Origin of the sequence: Roseovarius atlanticus (assembly GCF_019802205.1) — a bacterium.
GTDB lineage: Bacteria > Pseudomonadota > Alphaproteobacteria > Rhodobacterales > Rhodobacteraceae > Roseovarius > Roseovarius atlanticus_A.
Genome location: NZ_JAHVHQ010000003.1, coordinates 608,786 through 628,200, shown reverse-complemented (window position 1 = coordinate 628,200; position 19,415 = coordinate 608,786). Strand labels below are relative to the sequence as shown.

19 protein-coding genes and 2 tRNA genes are annotated in these 19,415 nt (G+C 65.8%); 13 read left to right on the top strand and 8 right to left on the bottom strand.

All coding sequences use genetic code 11. The features are described 5' to 3' along the window. Positions 1-136: 136 nt before the first annotated feature. The gene (locus KUV49_RS08895; protein WP_222449633.1) at positions 137-694 is read right to left on the bottom strand and encodes a 5-formyltetrahydrofolate cyclo-ligase; all 558 of its coding nucleotides are present in this window, start codon (positions 692-694) and stop codon (positions 137-139) included. Continuing rightward, the gene (gene mgtE, locus KUV49_RS08890) at positions 691-2,127 is read right to left on the bottom strand and encodes a magnesium transporter (protein ID WP_152496021.1); all 1,437 of its coding nucleotides are present in this window, start codon (positions 2,125-2,127) and stop codon (positions 691-693) included. Before mgtE ends, KUV49_RS08895 begins: the two co-directional genes overlap by 4 nt. Positions 2,128-2,257: 130 nt before the next feature. On the opposite strand from mgtE, the gene guaD reads away from it, so the two are divergent. After that, positions 2,258-3,544, top strand: coding sequence for a guanine deaminase (gene guaD / locus KUV49_RS08885; protein WP_222449632.1), 1,287 nt, complete (start codon positions 2,258-2,260; stop codon positions 3,542-3,544). Positions 3,545-3,644: 100 nt separating this feature from the next. On the opposite strand, the gene KUV49_RS08880 is transcribed toward guaD, so the two are convergent. Further along, positions 3,645-3,731: transfer RNA gene (locus KUV49_RS08880), tRNA-Leu, on the bottom strand. A gap of 97 nt (positions 3,732-3,828) precedes the next feature. Between KUV49_RS08880 and lipB the strand changes: the two genes are divergently transcribed. Further along, positions 3,829-4,503, top strand: coding sequence for a lipoyl(octanoyl) transferase LipB (gene lipB, locus KUV49_RS08875; protein ID WP_315899527.1), 675 nt, complete (start codon positions 3,829-3,831; stop codon positions 4,501-4,503). A 171-nt stretch (positions 4,504-4,674) separates the two neighbouring features. On the opposite strand, the gene KUV49_RS08870 is transcribed toward lipB, so the two are convergent. After that, the gene (locus KUV49_RS08870; RefSeq protein WP_222449630.1) at positions 4,675-5,103 is read right to left on the bottom strand and encodes an organic hydroperoxide resistance protein; all 429 of its coding nucleotides are present in this window, start codon (positions 5,101-5,103) and stop codon (positions 4,675-4,677) included. A 106-nt stretch (positions 5,104-5,209) separates the two neighbouring features. Between KUV49_RS08870 and KUV49_RS08865 the strand changes: the two genes are divergently transcribed. Then, the gene (locus KUV49_RS08865; RefSeq protein ID WP_261391108.1) at positions 5,210-5,638 is read left to right on the top strand and encodes a MarR family winged helix-turn-helix transcriptional regulator; all 429 of its coding nucleotides are present in this window, start codon (positions 5,210-5,212) and stop codon (positions 5,636-5,638) included. Positions 5,639-5,841: 203 nt separating this feature from the next. On the opposite strand, the gene KUV49_RS08860 is transcribed toward KUV49_RS08865, so the two are convergent. Then, positions 5,842-8,187: an ATP-dependent helicase gene (locus KUV49_RS08860; protein WP_222449629.1), complete on the bottom strand. Its 2,346-nt coding sequence runs from the start codon at positions 8,185-8,187 to the stop codon at positions 5,842-5,844. A 143-nt stretch (positions 8,188-8,330) separates the two neighbouring features. Then, positions 8,331-8,789 carry a hypothetical protein gene (locus KUV49_RS08855; protein WP_222449628.1) on the bottom strand — a complete coding sequence of 153 codons (459 nt, stop codon included), beginning with the start codon at positions 8,787-8,789 and terminating at the stop codon, positions 8,331-8,333. A 313-nt stretch (positions 8,790-9,102) separates the two neighbouring features. Here KUV49_RS08855 and KUV49_RS08850 point away from each other — a divergent pair, with 313 nt between their 5' ends. The 9 genes from KUV49_RS08850 to hisH all read left to right on the top strand — a co-directional run bounded on the left by KUV49_RS08850 (position 9,103) and on the right by hisH (position 17,680). Beyond that, positions 9,103-9,669, top strand: coding sequence for a hypothetical protein (locus KUV49_RS08850; RefSeq protein WP_222449627.1), 567 nt, complete (start codon positions 9,103-9,105; stop codon positions 9,667-9,669). Positions 9,670-10,018: 349 nt separating this feature from the next. Beyond that, a complete protein-coding gene (locus KUV49_RS08845; protein ID WP_222450945.1) occupies positions 10,019-11,161 on the top strand; it encodes an alpha-hydroxy acid oxidase in 1,143 nt (380 codons plus the stop codon). Between the two features lie 274 nt (positions 11,162-11,435). Further along, complete coding sequence (gene pyc / locus KUV49_RS08840; RefSeq protein ID WP_222450944.1) at positions 11,436-14,879, top strand: pyruvate carboxylase; 3,444 nt, start codon at positions 11,436-11,438, stop codon at positions 14,877-14,879. 116 nt (positions 14,880-14,995) lie between these two features. Continuing rightward, the gene (locus tag KUV49_RS21460) at positions 14,996-15,304 is read left to right on the top strand and encodes a metallophosphoesterase (protein WP_261391107.1); all 309 of its coding nucleotides are present in this window, start codon (positions 14,996-14,998) and stop codon (positions 15,302-15,304) included. A 105-nt stretch (positions 15,305-15,409) separates the two neighbouring features. Then, positions 15,410-15,823: a hypothetical protein gene (locus KUV49_RS21455; protein ID WP_261391106.1), complete on the top strand. Its 414-nt coding sequence runs from the start codon at positions 15,410-15,412 to the stop codon at positions 15,821-15,823. A gap of 180 nt (positions 15,824-16,003) precedes the next feature. Then, a complete protein-coding gene (locus tag KUV49_RS21450) occupies positions 16,004-16,138 on the top strand; it encodes a hypothetical protein (RefSeq protein WP_261391105.1) in 135 nt (44 codons plus the stop codon). A gap of 89 nt (positions 16,139-16,227) precedes the next feature. Next, positions 16,228-16,302 (top strand) — tRNA-Gly (locus KUV49_RS08830). A gap of 147 nt (positions 16,303-16,449) precedes the next feature. Next, positions 16,450-17,037 (top strand): imidazoleglycerol-phosphate dehydratase HisB, encoded by a 588-nt coding sequence (gene hisB / locus KUV49_RS08825; RefSeq protein ID WP_222449626.1) that lies wholly within the window; start codon positions 16,450-16,452, stop codon positions 17,035-17,037. Between the two features lie 4 nt (positions 17,038-17,041). After that, entirely contained in the window at positions 17,042-17,680 is a 639-nt protein-coding gene (gene hisH, locus KUV49_RS08820; RefSeq protein ID WP_222449625.1) for an imidazole glycerol phosphate synthase subunit HisH, read from the top strand. Between the two features lie 3 nt (positions 17,681-17,683). On the opposite strand, the gene KUV49_RS08815 is transcribed toward hisH, so the two are convergent. Together KUV49_RS08815 and KUV49_RS08810 are read right to left on the bottom strand one after the other, a co-directional pair. Beyond that, entirely contained in the window at positions 17,684-17,953 is a 270-nt protein-coding gene (locus tag KUV49_RS08815) for a DUF2147 domain-containing protein (RefSeq protein ID WP_222449624.1), read from the bottom strand. Between the two features lie 207 nt (positions 17,954-18,160). Further along, positions 18,161-18,553, bottom strand: a complete 393-nt coding sequence (locus tag KUV49_RS08810) for a DUF2147 domain-containing protein (protein ID WP_222449623.1) — start codon at positions 18,551-18,553, stop codon at positions 18,161-18,163. 138 nt (positions 18,554-18,691) lie between these two features. Between KUV49_RS08810 and hisA the strand changes: the two genes are divergently transcribed. Further along, positions 18,692-19,414: a 1-(5-phosphoribosyl)-5-[(5-phosphoribosylamino)methylideneamino]imidazole-4-carboxamide isomerase gene (gene hisA / locus KUV49_RS08805; protein WP_222449622.1), complete on the top strand. Its 723-nt coding sequence runs from the start codon at positions 18,692-18,694 to the stop codon at positions 19,412-19,414. Position 19,415: the final 1 nt, after the last annotated feature.

Sequence of the window (19,415 nt, the reverse complement as noted above, 5' to 3'; positions counted from 1 at the left end):
TCAAATCAAATCGCCAGCGTACCCCAATCGCCAGCCCGTCCGGGCGGTCTGGCGATCGCGCGGCGGCGCAGCAAGCTGCGCCTTGACTCCGCACGCTATCCAACATCGACCGCCGTGGTGGAAAAACCCGCCCCCGTCAAAACCCGATCACCTCTTTCTCCGTCACCACCATGTCCAGCGGCTGGTCCGTGGGCTCCAGCGGCAGCCCCTCGGCCTCCTGCGCCGCAAAGGCGAACCCGATGGCCAGCGTCGCCCGCTTGCCCCTCAACAGCTCCAGCGTCCGGTCATAGAACCCCCCGCCATAGCCGAGCCGCCCGCCATTCCGGTCGAACGCCACCAGCGGGACAATCAGGATCTCCGGCTCGAAAAAGTCATCCACCTCCGGCACCCGTGCGCCAAACGGCCCGTCGCGCAACTCACCATCCGGTTCCCAGCGCGAGAACTTCAGCGGCAGTCCCTCGCCTTCGATCACCGGCACGCCCACCGGGCCATGCGCCGCCGCCTCGGCCATCGCCGGCAACGGATCGATCTCGGTGCGAATGGGCATGTACCCCGCCAACGGCACGCCGCGATACCCGGCCAGCACGCCGGACAAGAGGCCCGCCCCCGCGCCCTCTGCCGCGTCAAACGCCGCCTTGCGCCGCGCGAACGCCGCCTTGCGCGCCGCCGCCTTCACATCCGCCAGATCGCTCACAGCAGCACCACCGCAGCAAGCCCCAGGAAGGCGAAAAAGCCCACCACGTCCGTCACCGTGGTCACGAACGCCCCCGAGGCCAGCGCCGGGTCCACGCCCACCCGGTCCAGCACCACCGGAATCACCGTGCCCGCCAACCCCGCCATCACCAGGTTGATCACCATCGCCGCCCCGATGACATAGCCCAGTTCCGGCCCGCCGAACCACAGCACGCCGACGATCCCCATCACCACGGCGAAGATCACCCCGTTGACCAGCCCCACCAGCACCTCGCGCCGGATGAACCGCCACACGTTCGATCCCGTAAGGTCCTTCGTCGCAATCGCCCGCACCGCCACAGTCAGGCTCTGCGTGCCCGCATTGCCGCCCATCGACGCCACGATCGGCATCAGAACGGCCAGCGCCACGATCTGCGCGATCGCCGCCTCGAACTGCGCAATCACCAGCGAGGCCATGATCGCCGTCACCAGGTTCACCGCCAGCCACGGAAACCGCCGCTTGGTGGTGCTGATCACCCGGTCGCTCAAGGACCCTTCCTCGCTTACGCCGGCCAGGCGCAGGATGTCCTCCTCGTGCTCCTCGTCCAGCACCGCCATGGCGTCGTCGATGGTGATGACGCCCACCAGCCGTTCGTCCTCGTCCACCACGGGCGCGGAAATCAGGTGATACTGGTTGAACGCATAGGCCACGTCGCCCTCGTACTGCTCGGCGGGAATGACGTGAAACGTCTCCTCCACCAACGAGCTCAGCATCACCTCGCGCCTCGAGGCCATCAGCTTGCCCAGCGTCACGTTGCCCACGGGTTTCAGCCGCGGGTCCACCAGCACGATGTGATAGAACTGGTCCGGCAGGTCGTCCTGGTCACGCAGGTAATCGATCGCCTCGCCCACGTTCCAGTGCTCGGGCGCCATCACCACCTCGCGCTGCATCAGGCGCCCGGCGGAATACTCGGGGTAACTCAGCGACTGCTGCACCAGTGTCCGGTCGCTGTCCTCCAGCACGCCCAGGATCTCGGCCGCCCGGCTTTCCTCCATGTCCTCGACCAAGTCGACCACGTCGTCCGATTCCAGGTCGCGCACCGCGTTGGTCAGAACCTCCGGCGCCAGGATCGAGATCACCTCCTCGCGGATCGTCTCGTCCAGCTCCGTCAGCACGTCGCCGTCGAACTCGTGCCCGTAAAGCTCGATCAGCCGGCGGCGGTCGAAGGAATTGATCTGTTCCAGAAGGTCGGCGATGTCGGCGGGGTGAAACGGCTCCAGCTCCTGCCACAGCATCGCCTGGTCGCCGATATCCACGGCATACATGATCCGGCCCACGACTTTCTGGTCCAGAACATAGGCGCTGTCCTCGCGCTCGGGCTCCCGCTCGGGCTCGGGCACCTGCGCGGGTTCGCGCTCTTCGGTCACGTCGTCCTGCTGGTTTTTCTCGGCCATCGCGCGCTCCCCGGTTCTGCGGCACCATGTAGGACAAAGCCGCGGGAAATCACAACGTAATATGCGGGATTTACGCCCGTCTTCCGCGCACCTATCCTGCCCCCGACCGGCCCCGAGGACACCACCCCGCATGACCCCCCCGCGCATCCTGACCGGACAGGTCCTCTGCTTCACGCGCTCACCGTTCCAGGGCGACCCCGCCGGCTCTGCCCGCCTCGACGAGGCCCTCCTGATCGAGAACGGCCACGTCGCCCGCACCGGCCCCCTCGCGGACCTGCGCACCGCCGCCCCGGACGCCCGGATCGAGCGCCACGACGACCATCTCATCTCGCCCGGCTTCATCGACGCCCACGCGCATTACCCCCAGACCGGCATCATCGCCAGCTGGGGCAAGCGCCTGCGCGACTGGCTGGAAACCTACACCTTCCCCGAGGAAATGCGCCTTTCCGATCCCGCCTACGCGCACCGGATCGCCAATCGCTACCTCGACCTGACGCTGGCCAACGGCACCACCACCGTCGCGACATTCTGCACCTCCCACGCCCACAGCGCCGACGCCTTCTTCGAGGCCGCGCAGACCCGCAACCTCCGCGCCGTCGCCGGCAAGACCTGCATGGACCGCAACGCCCCCGCCGCCCTCCTGGACACCGCGCAATCCGCCTATGACGACAGCGCCGCCCTCATCGCCCGCTGGCACGGCACCGGCCGGCTGACCTACGCCATCACCCCGCGCTTCTCGCCCACCTCCACGCCCGATCAGCTCTCCGCCCTCGGCGCGCTCTGGGCCGAACACCCCACCTGCCTGATGCAAACGCATCTTTCCGAGCAGGTCGAGGAAATCGCCTGGGTCAAATCCCTCTTCCCCTCGGCCCGCGACTATCTCGACACCTACGAAGCGCACGGGCTGCTGGGGCAAAGAGGCCTCTACGGCCACGCCATCCACCTCACCGCCCGCGAACGCGCCCGCCTGGCCGAGACCGGCGCGGCGCTCGTCCACTGCCCCACCTCCAACACCTTCATCGGCTCCGGCCTCTTCGACATGGCCGCGCGCCTCGAGGACAGCCACCGCATCGGCCTTGCCACCGATACCGGGGGCGGCTCGTCCTTCTCCATGCTGCGCACCATGGCCGCCGCCTACGAGATCGGCCAGCTGTCCGGCACCGCCCTGCACCCAGCGCAACTGTGGTGGCTGGCGACAGCGGGCAGCGCCGACGCCCTGCACCTCTCGGACCGCATCGGCACCATCGCCCCGGGAATGGAGGCCGACCTTGTCGCCATAGACCTCGCCTCGACCCCGGCGATTGCCCAGCGCGCCGCCAGCGCCGAGGACCTCTGGCAGGCCGTCTTCCCCACGATCATGATGGCCGACGACCGCGCCATCGCGCAGGTCTGGGTGACGGGAACGCCACAATCGTAGGGTGGGGTTCCACCCCACCACGCGAACGCCGATTTTCGAATGAACATCCATGCCGCCCTCCACCCTCGATCAACGCGCAACGCGAAAGGGTGTTCGGGACTGGTGCGGTCGGGGGGACTCGAACCCCCACGAGTGTTAGCTCACAGCGACCTCAACGCTGCGCGTCTACCAATTCCGCCACGACCGCCCGTGACCGAAAGACGCTCTGAACGAACGCCTTGGTGCAGCGCCGTATAGGCAATCGCGCCCGGCTTGTGAAGGCCAAAAACCACGGCTTTGACAAAATCCGCGCCACCTGCCAAAGCACGCCGATGGTAGACTGGATCACCTCCCCCGGCCTCGTCGACTACGAGACCGCCTGCGCCGAGATGGAGGCCCGCGCCGAGGCCATCGCGCGCGGCGCGGCCAACGAGGCGATCTGGCTCTTGGAGCATCCGCCGCTCTACACCGCCGGCACCTCCGCCAAACCCGCCGACCTCACCGATCCCGACCGCTTCCCGGTCTATCCCACCAAGCGCGGCGGGCAATATACCTATCACGGCCCCGGCCAGCGCGTCGTCTACGTCATGCTGAACGTGGGCCAGCGCGGCCGCGACGTCCGCGCCTTCGTCCAGCAACTGGAATCCTGGGTCATCGCCACCCTCGACCAGTTCAACGTCACCGGCGAGATTCGCGAGGGCCGCGTCGGCGTCTGGGTCGTGCGCGACGACAAGCCGCTCACCGCGACGGGGCAAAAGCCCGAGGACAAGATCGCCGCAATCGGCATCCGCCTGCGCAAATGGGTCAGCTTCCACGGCATCTCGATCAACGTCGAACCGGAACTCGATCATTTCACCGGCATCGTTCCCTGCGGCATCACCGACCACGGCGTCACCTCGCTGGTCGATCTCGGCCTGCCGGTCACCATGGGCGACGTGGACGTGGCCCTGCAAAAGACTTTTCCCCGGGTGTTCGGCTAAAGCGTTTCCGGGCCAGTCCGAAACATGCATCGCGTCTGGCGTTCGAAGAAGCCGCGAAACGCGATCCGGTTTTTCCCCGAAACGCCCTGATCCACGCAGGAAAAGACCCGGACGAAGCACGATTCACGGTCTTGCCTCGCCCGGGCCCCACGCCGGCAATATCGCCAGCCGTCAGGCCAGCTCGGTTTTCACCTCGATATTGCCCTGCGTCGCATTGGAATACGGACAGATGAAATGCCCGCGTTCCATGATCTTTTTCGCGGTCTCCTCGTCGACACCCGGCATCTTCACCTTCAGTTCGACCTTCAGGCCGAACCCGCCATCGTCGCGCGGCCCGATCCCCACCTTGGCATCCACCGATGCATCCTTGGGCACCTCGCCCAGCTTCTCGCTCTGCGCGGCAAAGCGCATCGCGCCCAGGTAGCACGCGGCATAGCCCGTCGCGAACAGCTCCTCGGGGTTGTGCCCCTTGCCGGCCCCGCCCAGCGCCTCGGGCGTGTCCATGGTAAAGGTCAGCATGCCGTTCTTCAGGCGCGCCACCCCTTCGCGGCCACCGCCCGTGGCATGGGCTTCGGTCCAGTACTTGATATCGGTCGACATGAAGGTTCCCTTTCATCGCTCAAGATTAAATCGTACACGATACATATGTCGGCAACCCGACCTGTCAACGCTTGCGATCAAATCGCGCACGACATATCTTTCGGCAATGAGCACCCTGCCCCCACCCGACATGCTGTGCTTCGCGCTCTATTCCACCGCGCACCGGATGCAGCAGACCTACAAGCCGCTCCTCGCCCCGCTGGGCCTGACCTATCCGCAATACCTGTTGCTCAGCGCGCTCTGGTTCGGCGACGCCCGCACGGTCGGCGCCCTGGGCCGCGAGTTGCAGCTTGAATCCAACACCCTGACCCCGTTGATCAAACGCCTGGAAACCCGCGGCCTCCTGCGCCGCGAACGCGACACCGCGGACGAACGCCAGGTCCGCGTGCATCTCACCGACACGGGCCGCGCCCTTCAGGCCGACGCCGCGCATATCCCCGACTGCATCACCCGCGAAACCGGCATGGACATGGATGACCTCGCCCGCCTGCGCGACGAGATCCTCGCCCTGCGCGACCGGCTCGACCGCGCCTGACGCCCCGCGCCCCTCCCGGCGCGGCCACCTTCCTCTGGCCGAAAATATCCCCGCCGGAGGCCCCGGCCCGCCAAACGCCTTTCGTCGGCCGAACGCGTCACCTCGCCACCCGCGCCCCGAGACGCCGCACTTGGCGGTGTCGAGACATCCTGCGCGCGCAGCGCGCCCCTTCGGATCACCGGAACCACTGCCGGCCCACCCCGTCAGAACGGGATATCGTCCGCCCCGGTCACGAACCGCGCCACCACCTTCTTGACCCCGGCCTTCTCGAAATCGATCTCCAGCTTGTCGCCCTCGATCCCGATGATCGCGCCATAGCCGAACTTCTGGTGAAACACCCGCTCGCCCATCTCGTGCGCGCTCACCGCCTGCGCGTCGATCACCATGTCGCGCGCCTCCTGCGGCTGGCTCATCGGGCGCTGCTGGCTCCGCGCCTGCATCCGCTTCCAGCCGGGTGAGTTATAGACATTGGCCTCCGCCACCCGGGCTTCGATCGACCCGAGGCCACCGCCCGCCGCGCCATAGCCCCCGCCATAAAGCCCCGGCGGCGTCAGCACCTCGACATGATCCTCCGGCAGCTCGTCGATGAACCGGCTGGGCATCTGGCTCTGCCACTGCCCGTAGACCCGCCGGTTCCCCGCAAAGGAAATCGTGCACACCTCCTCGGCCCTCGTGATCCCCACATAGGCCAGCCGCCGCTCCTCCTCGAGCCCCTTCAACCCGCTTTCATCCATGCTCCGCTGGCTGGGGAACAACCCATCCTCCCACCCCGGCAGGAACACGGCCGGAAATTCCAGCCCCTTGGCGGCGTGCAGCGTCATGATGCTGACCTTCTCGCCCGCCTCCTCGCTCTCGTTGTCCATGATCAGGCTGACATGCTCCAGGAACCCCTGCAGGTTCTCGAAGCCTTCCAGCGCCTTCACCAGTTCCTTGAGGTTCTCCAGCCGCCCCGGCGCCTCGGGCGTCTTGTCCATCTGCCACATCTCGGTATAGCCGCTCTCGTCCAGCACCATCTCGGCCAGCTCGACATGGGACACGTCCTTGTCCCCCACCATCCGCCCCCAGCGCCGCAGACCCTCCAGCAGCTTGCCCAGCTCCGCAGCCCCCTTGCCGGTCAGCCCCTTTTCCTCCAGCAGGATCGCAGCGCCTTCGACCAGCGACACGCCGTTCGCCCGCGCCGTCACCTGGATCTTCTGCTGCGCCTTGTCGCCCAGGCCCCGCTTCGGCGTGTTCACCACCCGCTCGAAGGCCAGGTCATCCGCCGGGCTGACCACCAGCCGGAAATAAGCCATGGCATCGCGGATCTCCATCCGCTCGTAGAACCGCGGCCCCCCGATCACCCGGTACGGCATCCCGATCGTCAGGAACCTGTCCTCGAACGCCCGCATCTGGTGCGACGCCCGCACGAGAATGGCCATGTGATCGAGGCTCATCGGCGCCATCCCCCGCGTGCCCCGCTGCATCGCCTCGATCTCCTCGCCGACCCAGCGCGCCTCCTCGTCACCGTCCCAGTGGCCGATCAGGCGCACCTTCTCGCCCTCCTCGGCTTCGGTCCACAATTCCTTGCCCAGCCGGTCCCTGTTGCCCGCAATCACGCCGGAGGCTGCCGCCAGGATATGCGGCGTCGAGCGATAATTCTGCTCCAGCCGAACAACAGTGGCGCCCGGAAAATCCTTTTCGAACCGCAGGATGTTGCCCACCTCGGCGCCCCGCCAGCCATAGATCGACTGGTCGTCATCGCCCACGCAACAGATGTTCCGGTGCCCGCCCGCCAACAGCCGCAGCCACAGGTACTGCGCCACGTTGGTATCCTGGTACTCGTCCACCAGGATATAGCGGAACCAGCGCCGGTACTGCTCCAGCACGTCGTCATGGGTCTGAAAGATCGTCACCATGTGCAGCAGGAGGTCCCCGAAATCCACCGCGTTCAGCTCGCGCAGGCGGGTCTGGTATTGCCTGTACAGCGCCACGCCCTTGCCGTCATAGGCGCTGGCCTCGGCGGCCGGCACCTGCTCGGGCGTCCACGCCCGGTTCTTCCACTGGTCGATGATCCCGGCCAGCATCCGCGCGGGCCAGCGCTTGTCGTCGATATTCGCCGCCGCCACCAGCTGCTTCAGCAGCCGCAGCTGATCGTCGGTGTCGAGAATGGTGAAGTTCGACTTCAGATCCACCAGCTCCGCATGCCGCCGCAACAGCTTAGCTGAAAGGGAGTGGAAAGTACCCATCCACCTAACAGGCGCTTTAATTTCAAAAGGAGTTCGAGCGAGCCGCAGGCTCATTTCACGCGCGGCTTTATTCGTAAACGTCACAGCCAAAATCTGATGTGGCTCCGCTCTTCCCAGCGTCAGCAGATGAGCGATTCGCGCCATAAGCGCCTTGGTCTTGCCCGTGCCCGCGCCCGCCAGCATCAGCACAGGTCCTTCCAGCGCCTTCACCGCTTGCAGTTGCGCGGGATTCAGGTCGTCCAGATACGTAGTTCTAGCTTGCGGGCGTGCTCTTTGCGAAAGAGGAATGCTCTCGAAGGCATCGGATTCGTCGAAACTGCTCATGGCCGAAGAATAGCGAAGCCGCGTCCCGAGGAAAAGCCAATGTTCACACTGTGTTCCAACCCGTTAACACTTATTCACTCCCCTTGACGCCGCGTAGGGTGGGTCAAAACCCACCTTTCACGCGTGAATGTAACGCCCCACGCCTACGACCCCGCGTCCCGCTCCCGCCGCAACGCCTGCAAATCGCAACGGCTGGCAACGGCCCTCGGCCCCGGCAGGTCATCCGCCCCCGCCGCACCATGCCGCATCCCCGATGTCGCCGCCCAGCGCTGGATCGCGCCTTCCGAACACCGCAGGTAGAGCACGCCCGCGGCTTGCGTGACATGGCGCATCTCGAACTCGAACCGGCCTTCATACCCGTCCCGGTCGATCAGGATCACCACGGGTGTCTTGCCCGTCAAATGCTGGGCAAAGAGCGCCTGGTGCAGCGAATCCCGCGCGCTCGCGCTGCCGTCGAGGCCCAGCTCGATCACATGGTCCTCGGTCTCGCAATCCACGCGCACATACCGCTTCATGCCCGCCACGTCGAAATAGTGCCGCTGCTCCTCGGCACTTCCCGCCAGGAAAGCGCACAGCAAAGCGGCCAGTTCAACCTCGCCCATCCAACACACCCTCTCGCGCCCGAAACCCGTTAACAAAGGTCAACAGGGCGCCCGCCAAACCATACCCCCGATTTCACTCCCACCGACCGGGCACGCCCGCAATAACGTTTCTCAATCAAGATTAACGCCCGCGACCGCCCCACTTCCGCCCCACAAAGAATATCCCCCACGAAAATTCGTACGAATTTTCACTCATGGCGCGAACCGGCTGCCCGGATCGGATCGGCGCGATCCCGCCTTCCCTGCGGCACCCATTGGAACGAACCGGCGGCATCCCCGTTAGACAGGCAATGGAAAAAGGAGGAGGATCCCCATGAAACGCAAGATGACAAGTGTGCTCGCACTATGCACCATCGCCGGTCTTTCCGGCCCCGCCCTGGCGGATTGCCAGGATGAACTGGCACAACTCACCGGCGAGCCCGGAATGGAAGTCGAAGGCGGCATCTCCAAGGACGGCAGCCTCGCGCCGCTCGAAGACCCGGACGCAAGCGCCGACGCCTCGGGCAGCGTGGACGGCGCCGACAGCACCTCGGACACGGGCGCGTCCGACAGCGGCTCCGACAGCAGCTCCGACACGGACCTGTCGGCACAGGCCGAGGACATGAACTCGGACGCCGCCGAAGGCGATGGCGAGGTCGTCAAGGACGGCGACACCGCCCCGCTCGAGACCGATACATCCTCCGTGGCCACCTCCGGACAGGACGCCGCCGCGCAGCAGGACGGTTCGGGCGACGACAGCGCCACGGCCAGCTCGGATGCCAGTTCGGACTCCGAGATGTCGCAAGAGGCCAAGGATGCCATCGAAACCGCGAAAGCAGCGCTCGAAGCCGGCGACGAGAAAGCCTGCATGGACGCCGTCGAGGAAGCGCGCAATTCGTGACGCCGCGACGCACCGCTGAACGACGCCCGAACGCCGCCATCCCGTACCGGGGTGGCGGCGTCGGTTTGTCCGCGTCCGTCCCGGACCCGATCCGGGACCTGCCCGCCCGATGTCCGGAAACCACCGCGGGGCAGCCCGGGCGTTAACCTTTCCTCAACATTCCCGGCCTCCGGCCCGTCGCGCACCGTGCGTCGCGTCAACCCCGGCAAACGCGAAAAAGCCCACCGTCGCAATACCACCCGGATACCGACGCGATACCGATGTGACATTTCGAATCGATCCGCACCGTTAACCCTGCCCGCGGATGATTTCCCTTTCCGGGCCCATCCCGGCTTGCTATCGCTTTGCCATGTCGCTCGATGCCCGTTTTCCCGCCATTTCCGACCTGCGCGCCCGCGCCCGTCGCCGGTTGCCGCATTTCGTCTGGGAATACCTCGACAGCGGCACCGGGTCCGAGGCCACGACGCGGCGCAACAAGGCGCAGATCGACGCGGTCCGCCTGATGCCCTCGATCCTGCATGGCGAGATCGCCCCGGATCTGAAAACTTCCCTTTTGGGACAAGAGTTTGACTTGCCCTTCGGCATCGCTCCCGTGGGCATGTCCGGCATGATCTGGCCCGGCGCGGAACAGCTTTTGGCTCGCGCCGCGGCCCGGGCGAACATCCCCTACACGCTCTCCACCGTGGCCACGCAAAAGCCCGAGGACCTGACCGATTCACTCGGCCCGAATGCCTGGTTCCAGCTCTATCCGCCGCGCGATCCCGAAATCCGCAAGGACATGATCCAACGCATCAGGAAGGCCGGGTTTTCCACTCTGGTCCTGACCGTGGACGTGCCCATCGCCTCGCGCCGCGAACGCCAGGTTCGGTCAGGCCTGACCACCCCGCCCCGGATCACGCCGCGCGTCCTCGCGCAGATCGCGATCCGCCCCGCCTGGGCCATGGGCATGTCCGGTCGCGGCATGCCCCGGATGCGCTTCATCGACGATTATGCGCCGGATACCAAGGGGTTACCCTCGAACAAGCATGCCGGCTACCTGCTGCGCACCTCCCCCGACTGGTCCTATCTTGCCTGGCTGCGCGAGCATTGGGACGGCCCCCTGATCATCAAGGGCGTTCAGGATCATCGCGACGTGGCGCGCCTGCAATCCGAAGGCGTCGATGCGATCTGGATCTCCAACCATGCCGGCCGCCAGTTCGACGCCGCCCCGGCCACGATCGAGGCGCTGCCTCTCATCCGCGCCGAAACCGACCTGCCGATCCTCCTGGATGGCGGTATCGAGAGCGGCCTGGACATCCTGCGTGCCCTGGCCCTGGGGGCGGATTTCGTCATGCTGGGGCGGGCCTGGCACTATGCGCTCGCCGCCCTCGGGCGGGACGGCCCGGGCCATCTGGTGCATATCCTCAAGACCGATCTCGAGGCCAACATGGGCCAGTTGGGCCTTGGCCACCCCCGGGATGCCCGCGGCCGCCTGCTGCCGGACCCGGACTGAGCGACCATAGCGCCCGACCTTCACGAAGCGTTAACCTGCGTACCCGTACAGTCTCGCGGCGACCCGGCCCCGACACGCTCCCGGTGTGCGGCGCCGGTCTCCCGAACGGGTAGCCTCACTACCCGCCCGGCCAAGAAAATCGCCCGGCGGTGGATGTACCCACTTTGTCGGATTGCGCTACCCTCTTGCAAAACCTAAAAACAGGCGCAACGCTGCACTGCGGCGCAAACACTGCGGAGCAACCGCAGCGAACGACATGACGGGAGGACAGGCCATGGCCGAGTTCAAGAAAATTCTCATCGCCAACCGGGGCGAGATTGCCATCCGCATCATGCGCGCCGCCAACGAGATGGGAAAACGCACCGTGGCCGTCTTCGCCGAAGAGGACAAGCTGGGCCTGCACCGTTTCAAGGCGGACGAGGCGTACCGGATCGGCGAGGGGCTGGGCCCCGTGCAGGCCTATCTCTCGATCGACGAGATCATCCGCGTAGCCAGGAAATCCGGCGCCGACGCGATCCACCCGGGCTATGGCCTTCTGTCCGAGAACCCCGCCCTGGTGGACGCCTGCGAAGCCAACGGCATCACCTTCATCGGCCCCAAGGCCGAGACCATGCGCGCCCTGGGCGACAAGGCCAGCGCCCGGCGCGTCGCCATAGAGGCCGGCGTGCCCGTCATCCCCGCCACCGAGGTGCTGGGCGAGGACATGGACCAGATTCGCAAGGAAGCCTCCGAGATCGGCTACCCGATGATGCTCAAGGCCTCCTGGGGCGGCGGCGGACGCGGGATGCGCCCCATCGAGTCGGAAAAAGAGCTGGCCGAGAAGGTCCGCGAAGGCCGGCGCGAGGCCGAGGCGGCCTTCGGCAACGGCGAGGGCTATCTGGAAAAGATGATCACCCGCGCCCGCCATGTCGAGGTCCAGATCCTGGGCGACAAGCACGGCAACATGTACCACCTCTTCGAGCGGGACTGCTCGGTCCAGCGCCGCAACCAGAAGGTCGTCGAGCGCGCCCCCGCGCCCTACCTGACCGACGCGCAGCGCGCCGAGATCTGCCAGCTGGGCTACAAGATCTGCAAGCACGTCAACTACGAATGCGCCGGCACCGTCGAGTTCCTGATGGATATGGACACCGACCAGTTCTACTTCATTGAGGTGAACCCCCGCGTCCAGGTCGAGCACACCGTGACCGAGGAGGTCACCGGCATCGACATCGTCCAGGCCCAGATCAAGATCGCCGAGGGCAAGACGCTGGAGGAAGCCACTCGCAAGAAATCGCAGGACGAGATCACCCTCAACGGCCACGCGATCCAGACCCGGATCACCACCGAGGACCCGCAGAACAACTTCATCCCCGACTATGGCCGCATCACCGCCTTCCGCGAGGCCACGGGCATGGGCATCCGCCTCGACGGCGGCACGGCCTATTCGGGCGGCGTCATCACCCGCTACTACGACAGCCTGCTGGTCAAGATCACGGCCCATGCGCAGACCCCCGAAGGCGCAATCGCCCGCATGGACCGCGCCCTGCGCGAGTTCCGCATCCGGGGCGTCAGCACAAACATCGCCTTCGTCGAGAACCTGCTGAAACACCCCATTTTCCTCAGCAACGAATACACCACCAAGTTCATCGACACGACGCCCGAGCTTTTCGACTTCGCCGCCCGCCGCGACCGGGGCACCAAGGTGCTGACCTACATCGCCGACATCACCGTCAACGGCCACCCCGAGGTGCAGGGCCGCGTGAAACCGCGCGAGGACCTCGCCCTGCCCCGCGCGCCCAAGCCGAAGAACGAGACGATCACCGATGGCGCCAAGCAGATCCTCGACCGGGACGGCCCGCAGGCGGTGGCCGACTGGATGGCCGCCCAGAAACAGGTGCTGATCACGGACACCACCATGCGCGACAGCCACCAGTCCCTGCTGGCCACGCGCATGCGCTCGATCGACATGATCCAGATCGCCGAGAACTATGCCCATGATCTGCCACAGCTTTTCTCGGTCGAATGCTGGGGCGGCGCCACCTTCGACGTGGCCTACCGCTTTCTCGACGAATGCCCGTGGCAGCGCCTGCGCGACCTGCGCGAACGCATGCCCAACCTGCTGACGCAGATGCTGCTGCGCGGCTCCAACGGCGTGGGCTATACCAACTATCCCGACAACGTCGTGCAGGCCTTCGTCAAACAGGCGGCCGAGAGCGGCGTCGACATCTTCCGCGTCTTCGACCCGCTGAACTGGACCGAGAACATGCGCGTCTCGATGGACGCCGTGCGCGACGCCGACAAGGTGCTGGAAGCGGCGATCTGCTACACCGGCGACATCCTCGACCCGAACCGCGCCAAGTACGACCTGAAGTACTACCTCAAAATGGCCAAGGAGCTGAAAGAGGCCGGCACCCATATCCTCTGCATCAAGGACATGGGCGGCCTTCTGAAACCGGCCTCCGCCACGGTGCTCTTCAAGGCGCTGAAGGAAGAGATCGGCCTGCCCATCCACTTCCACACCCACGACACCGCCGGCGTGGCCTCGGCCACGATCCTCGCCGCCGCCGATGCGGGCGTCGATGCCGTGGACTGCGCCATGGACGCGCTGTCGGGCAACACGTCACAGGCCACCATGGGCTCGGTCGTCGAGGCCCTGCGCCACACCGACCGCGACACCGGACTCGATATCGGCGCGATCCGCCAGATCTCGATCTACTGGGAAAACGTGCGCGAACATTACGCCGCCTTCGAGAGCGCCATGCAGTCGCCCACCTCCGAGGTCTACCTGCACGAGATGCCCGGCGGCCAGTTCACCAACCTTCGCGCCCAGGCCCGCTCGCTTGGGCTCGAGGCAAAATGGCCCGAGATCGCCCGCACCTATGCCGACGTGAACCAGATGTTCGGCGACGTGATCAAGGTGACCCCCATCGCCAAGACCGTGGGCGACCTGGCGCTGATGATGGTCAGCCAGGGCCTCACCTGCGAGGACGTGCTCGACCCCAAGACCGAGGTCAGCTTTCCCGACAGCGTCGTGACCCTGATGAAAGGCTATGTGGGCCAGGCCCCCGGCGGCTTCCCCGACGATATCGTGCGCAAGGTCCTGAAGGACGAGAAACCCATCACCGTCCGCCCCGGCACCCTGCTGGAGCCAGAGGACCTCGACGCCCGCCGCAAGGAACTGCAGGACAAGTTCGAGGACGAGGAGATCGACACCGAGGACCTGATGGGCGCGATGATGTATCCCAAGGTTTTTGATGCCTACATGGAGCGCCACCAGGTCTACGGCCCCGTCCGCACCCTGCCCACCAAGACGTTCTTCTACGGCATGGAACCGGCGGAAGAAATCTCGGCCGAGATCGATCCCGGCAAGACCTTGGAAATACGGCTTGTCGCCGTGGGCGAAACCCACGAGGACGGCGAGGCGCGGGTGTTCTTCGAGCTGAACGGCCAGCCCCGCACGATCCGCGTGCCCGACCGGCGCGTCAAGGAAACCGTCCAGGCCCGCCCCAAGGCCGAGGCCGGCAATGCCGACCATATCGGTGCCCCCATGCCCGGCGCCGTCGCCACGGTGGCGGTCAGCGCAGGCCAGCAGATCAAGACGGGCGACCTGCTCCTGACCATCGAGGCGATGAAGATGGAAACCGGCCTGCACGCCGAACGTGACGCCACCGTCAAGGCCGTCCACGTCCAGCCCGGTGCCCAGATCGACGCAAAGGACCTGCTGGTCGAACTTGAGTGACCCATCCCGGGCGGGGCGCGCATCGCGACGCGCCCCGCCCGTCTCCGACCAACAGCCCCCTTTCCAAAACCCGCGAATCCGACAAAGCTGCGCCGGTCTGAAGCCCGGGGGATGTCATGCAGAAAATCGTCGTCTTCACCGACATCCATTTCGTGCCCGAGGGCGAGACGATCATCGGCCTCGATCCCGCCGCACGCTTCGCCCAAGGCCTCGCCCACGCGCAGAAACACCACCCGGATGCGGCCCGTATCGTCATCACCGGCGATCTCACCCATCACGGTACCGACCCCGAGTACCGCCGCCTGCAAGCCGCGCTGGCGGATGTGCAGATCCCGGTGTCGCTCATGCTGGGCAATCACGACCGCCGCGGGCCTTTCCGGTCGGTGTTCACCGATGCGCCGCAAACGCCCGAGGGATTCGTCTAGGATGCGATCGACCTCGACGACACCCGCCTGGTCCTGCTCGACACCCTCAACGAAGACGCCGACGACACCCATAGCGGGTTTTTGTGCAATGATCGGCTGGACTGGATGGAAGCCGCCATCGCAGGCGCACAGGGCCGCCGCGTGATCCTTTTCCTGCACCATCCGCCCATCCTCACCGGGTTCGGCGGCATGGACTGGATCGGGCTGAAATCGCGTCGCCAGCTGGCCGCGCGGCTGGAAGGGCACGACAACGTGCACCAGATCGTCGCCGGCCATATTCACCGCACCATCCAGGGCGGGTTCGCCACCGGCGCGGGCAACCGCATTCCCACGGCGATCTTCAAAAGCCCATGTCACCAGATGCCCATGGCGCTCGGTTTTCAGGATCCCAGCCTTTCGGTGGACGAGCCGGGGGCCTACGGCCTTCTGCTGCTTGGCCCGGACGGGATCGTGGTGCACACCGAGGACTTCACTCTGCCGCCCGCAGACCGCGTCTGTTACGACACCCAACGCGGCTGACCTGCGGTTTCGCGGCTTGCCGGCACGGCGCCGGCGTCCGTGTTGGCGCCTCAGGGGCAGGCGCGCTTTTCCGCCACTTGGCCCCCGCCCCCCGGTTTTTCTTGCCCGATGGCTGTCAGGATACTACCCTCAGTTGCACCCTGCTGCCTTTGCCGCAGTCTCTACCGAAGGAGACGTGACGTGACCGGATTGCATGATCAAGACCCGGATGTGCCGACGCCCCCGACGAAAAAGCGTCGTGCCCTGTTTTTCGCATTTTTGCTGCTTGCCTCCACCCTTGTCTATGTCGAGCTGATCCTGCGTTACGGCAACTGACGGCCGCCGCGGCAAAAAAAACCGCCCAAGCTGCGATTTTCCCTTGCAGCCCCGCGCGAGACTTTATATCTCCGCCTCACCCAACGGACGCGGGCGTAGCTCAGGGGTAGAGCATTACCTTGCCAAGGTAAGGGTCGTGAGTTCGAATCTCATCGCCCGCTCCAATTTCTCTCCAAGTTGATCGACAGAACCGGCAGAATGCCGGTTCTCGTGCCAATCGGCACCACGTTCCTCCCGACCCGTTCCACCCCCCTTGGCGCGCCTGCCAAGCCCGCCTATAACGGCGCGGCAAACACTCAGGGACGCACCCAATGCGCAGCGCCAGCATCACCCGCAAGACCGCGGAAACCGATATCTCGGTCACGATCGACCTCGACGGCACCGGCACCTACGACAACCGGACCGGCGTGGGGTTCTTCGACCACATGCTGGACCAACTGGCCCGCCACGCCCTGGTCGACATGGAGATCCGCTGCGAGGGCGACCTGCACATCGACGACCACCACACGGTTGAGGACGTGGGCATCGCGCTCGGCCAGGCCCTGACGCAGGCCGTGGGCGACAAGAAAGGCATCCGCCGCTACGGCTCCTGCCTGCTGCCCATGGACGACGCGCTGGTGCGCGCCGCGCTGGATATTTCCGGCCGGCCCTACCTGGTGTGGAACGTCGCCATGCCCACCGCCCAGATCAAGACATTCGACACCGAACTGGTGCGCGAGTTCTTCCAAGCGTTCAGCACCCATGGCGGGCTCACGCTGCATGTCGATGCGCTGCACGGCATCAACAGCCACCACATCGCCGAGGCTGCGTTCAAGTCCGTCGCCCGCGCCCTGCGCGACGCGCTGGAAATCGACCCGCGCAAATCGGACGCGATCCCATCCACCAAGGGCACGCTCTGAGCCCATGACAACCGTCATCGTCGATTACGAATCCGGCAACCTGCATTCGGCCGAAAAGGCGTTTCAGCGCATGGCGTCCGACGCCGGTGCCGGCACGGTCCTCGTGACCTCGGACCCCGAGACCGTACGCACGGCCACACGCATCGTGCTGCCCGGCGACGGCGCCTTCCCCGCCTGCCGGAAAGAGCTTTACGACCATCGCGGCCTCTTCGAGGCGATGAAGGAGGCGGTCATCGACAAGGGCCGCCCCTTCATGGGCATCTGTATCGGGATGCAGATGCTGGCCACGCGCGGGCTGGAATATACCGAGACGGACGGGTTTGACTGGATTGCCGGCACGGTCGGTCCGGTCGCGCCGTCGGATCCGTCGATGAAGGTTCCGCACATGGGCTGGAACGACCTTGTCATCGACACGCCCCATCCTGTGCTTGACGGCGTCAGCACCGGCGACCACGCCTATTTCGTGCATTCCTACCATTTCGAGGTCGCGGACCTCGCCCAGCGGATCGCCCACGTGGATTATGGCGGGCCGGTGACGGCCGTGGTGGGCCGCGACAACCTCGTCGGCACCCAGTTCCATCCCGAGAAAAGCCAGGCCACCGGCCTGCGCATCATCCGCAATTTCCTGACCTGGACGCCCTGAGGCCTACTGGATGCGGGTCCAGTTCTGCGACATGCAGACCGGCCCCATGCAGCCCCGGACCGTCATCCGGTCGCCCCGAAGGGTCATGCCCGCGGGATATTCGCGCTGATGGGCCGGAATCCAGGCACGCCCTTCGTATTTGCCGTTGCCGGTCGGCGTGGCGTTCCGGATCACCTTGTGCCCGACGCTCGCGGCCGCCACCTCCTGCCCTTGCGAATTGAAGGTACGCGTGATCTTGCCGCAGACGGCGTTGCCGCAGTCGTACACATTCACGTGATGCCCTTCTTGTCGGGCTCGGTCTGCCACGTGCCCGTCGCCGGATCGGCCAATGCCGCGCCCGTGGTTCCGATCAACAGTGCAAAAGACATAGCCATACGCATTGGCCGGGCCTCCTTCTTACCTGATTTCAACATAATACAGGTAAGACGTGCGGCCCGGCCAAATCGTTCATTCACAGTTCCGTATCAGGCGGAAAAGGGCTTATTTCACCTTCGTCCACGTGCCGCCATCGCGGCAGATGCCCAGGACGCAGCCCGACACTTTCAGGGCATTGCCGTTCATCTGAAGCCTGGAATTGTAGGTCTTGCCGCGGTCCGGGCTGTAAACCTTGCCGGTATAGCTGCCATTGCCCTTGGGCACGGTCTGGGAAATGATGTTGCGCCCCACGTTTTCGCTTTTGATTTCCTGGCCTTGGCCGTTATAGGCCTTCACCAGCGTGCCGCAAAGCTGCGCGCCGCAGGGCTTGACGTGGATCAGGCCGGAATGCCCGTTATCGTCCTTCGCCGTGCGCCAGTAACCTTCCAGCGGATCGGCGGCAAAGGCCACGCCCGCGCTCATCAGGGTGGCCACGACGGCCAGCGTCATCGTTCTCATGCGTATCTCCTCCCGCAAATGATGCCGCGCAGTCTGCGGCCTCCGCCCCGTCCCGATCAAGCCTGACGCCACGTCGCGTTGCAAACGCCGTCCCGTCATGGCACATCGCGGCGAAGTTCACAGACCGGATGACCGCCCATGATCCTCTACCCTGCAATCGACCTCAAGGACGGCCAGGCCGTGCGCCTGCTGAAAGGCGAAATGGAGAAGGCCACGGTGTTCAACGACGACCCCGCCGCGCAGGCGATGGAATTCGTGAACGCGGGCTGCGAATGGCTGCACCTCGTCGACCTCAACGGCGCCTTCGCCGGTGAGCCGGTGAACGCCGCCCCGGTCGAGGCGATCCTGGAGCGCACAAAGGTGCCCGCCCAGCTTGGCGGCGGCATCCGCGACATGGCGACGATCGACCGCTGGCTCAGCAAGGGCCTCGCCCGCGTCATCCTGGGCACCGTGGCGGTCGAAAATCCCGCCCTCGTGCGCGAGGCGGCACAGGCCTTCCCCGGCCAGGTCGCCGTGGGCATCGACGCCCGCAACGGGCGCGTGGCCACCAAGGGCTGGGCCGAGGAAACAGACGTCATGGTCACCGACCTCGCACGCAGCTTCGAGGACGCGGGCGTCGCCGCGATCATCTACACCGACATCAACCGCGACGGCGCCATGCAGGGCCCGAACATTGAGGCCACGGCAGCACTCGCAAACGCCGTCTCGATCCCGGTCATCGCCTCGGGCGGTGTGTCGTCGCTCGACGACCTCATCGCGCTGCGGGATTGCGGCGCCCCTCTGAACGGCGCGATCTCGGGCCGGGCGCTCTACGACGGGGCGCTGGACCTGAAAGAGGCCCTGCGCACCCTCTCCGCCTGAC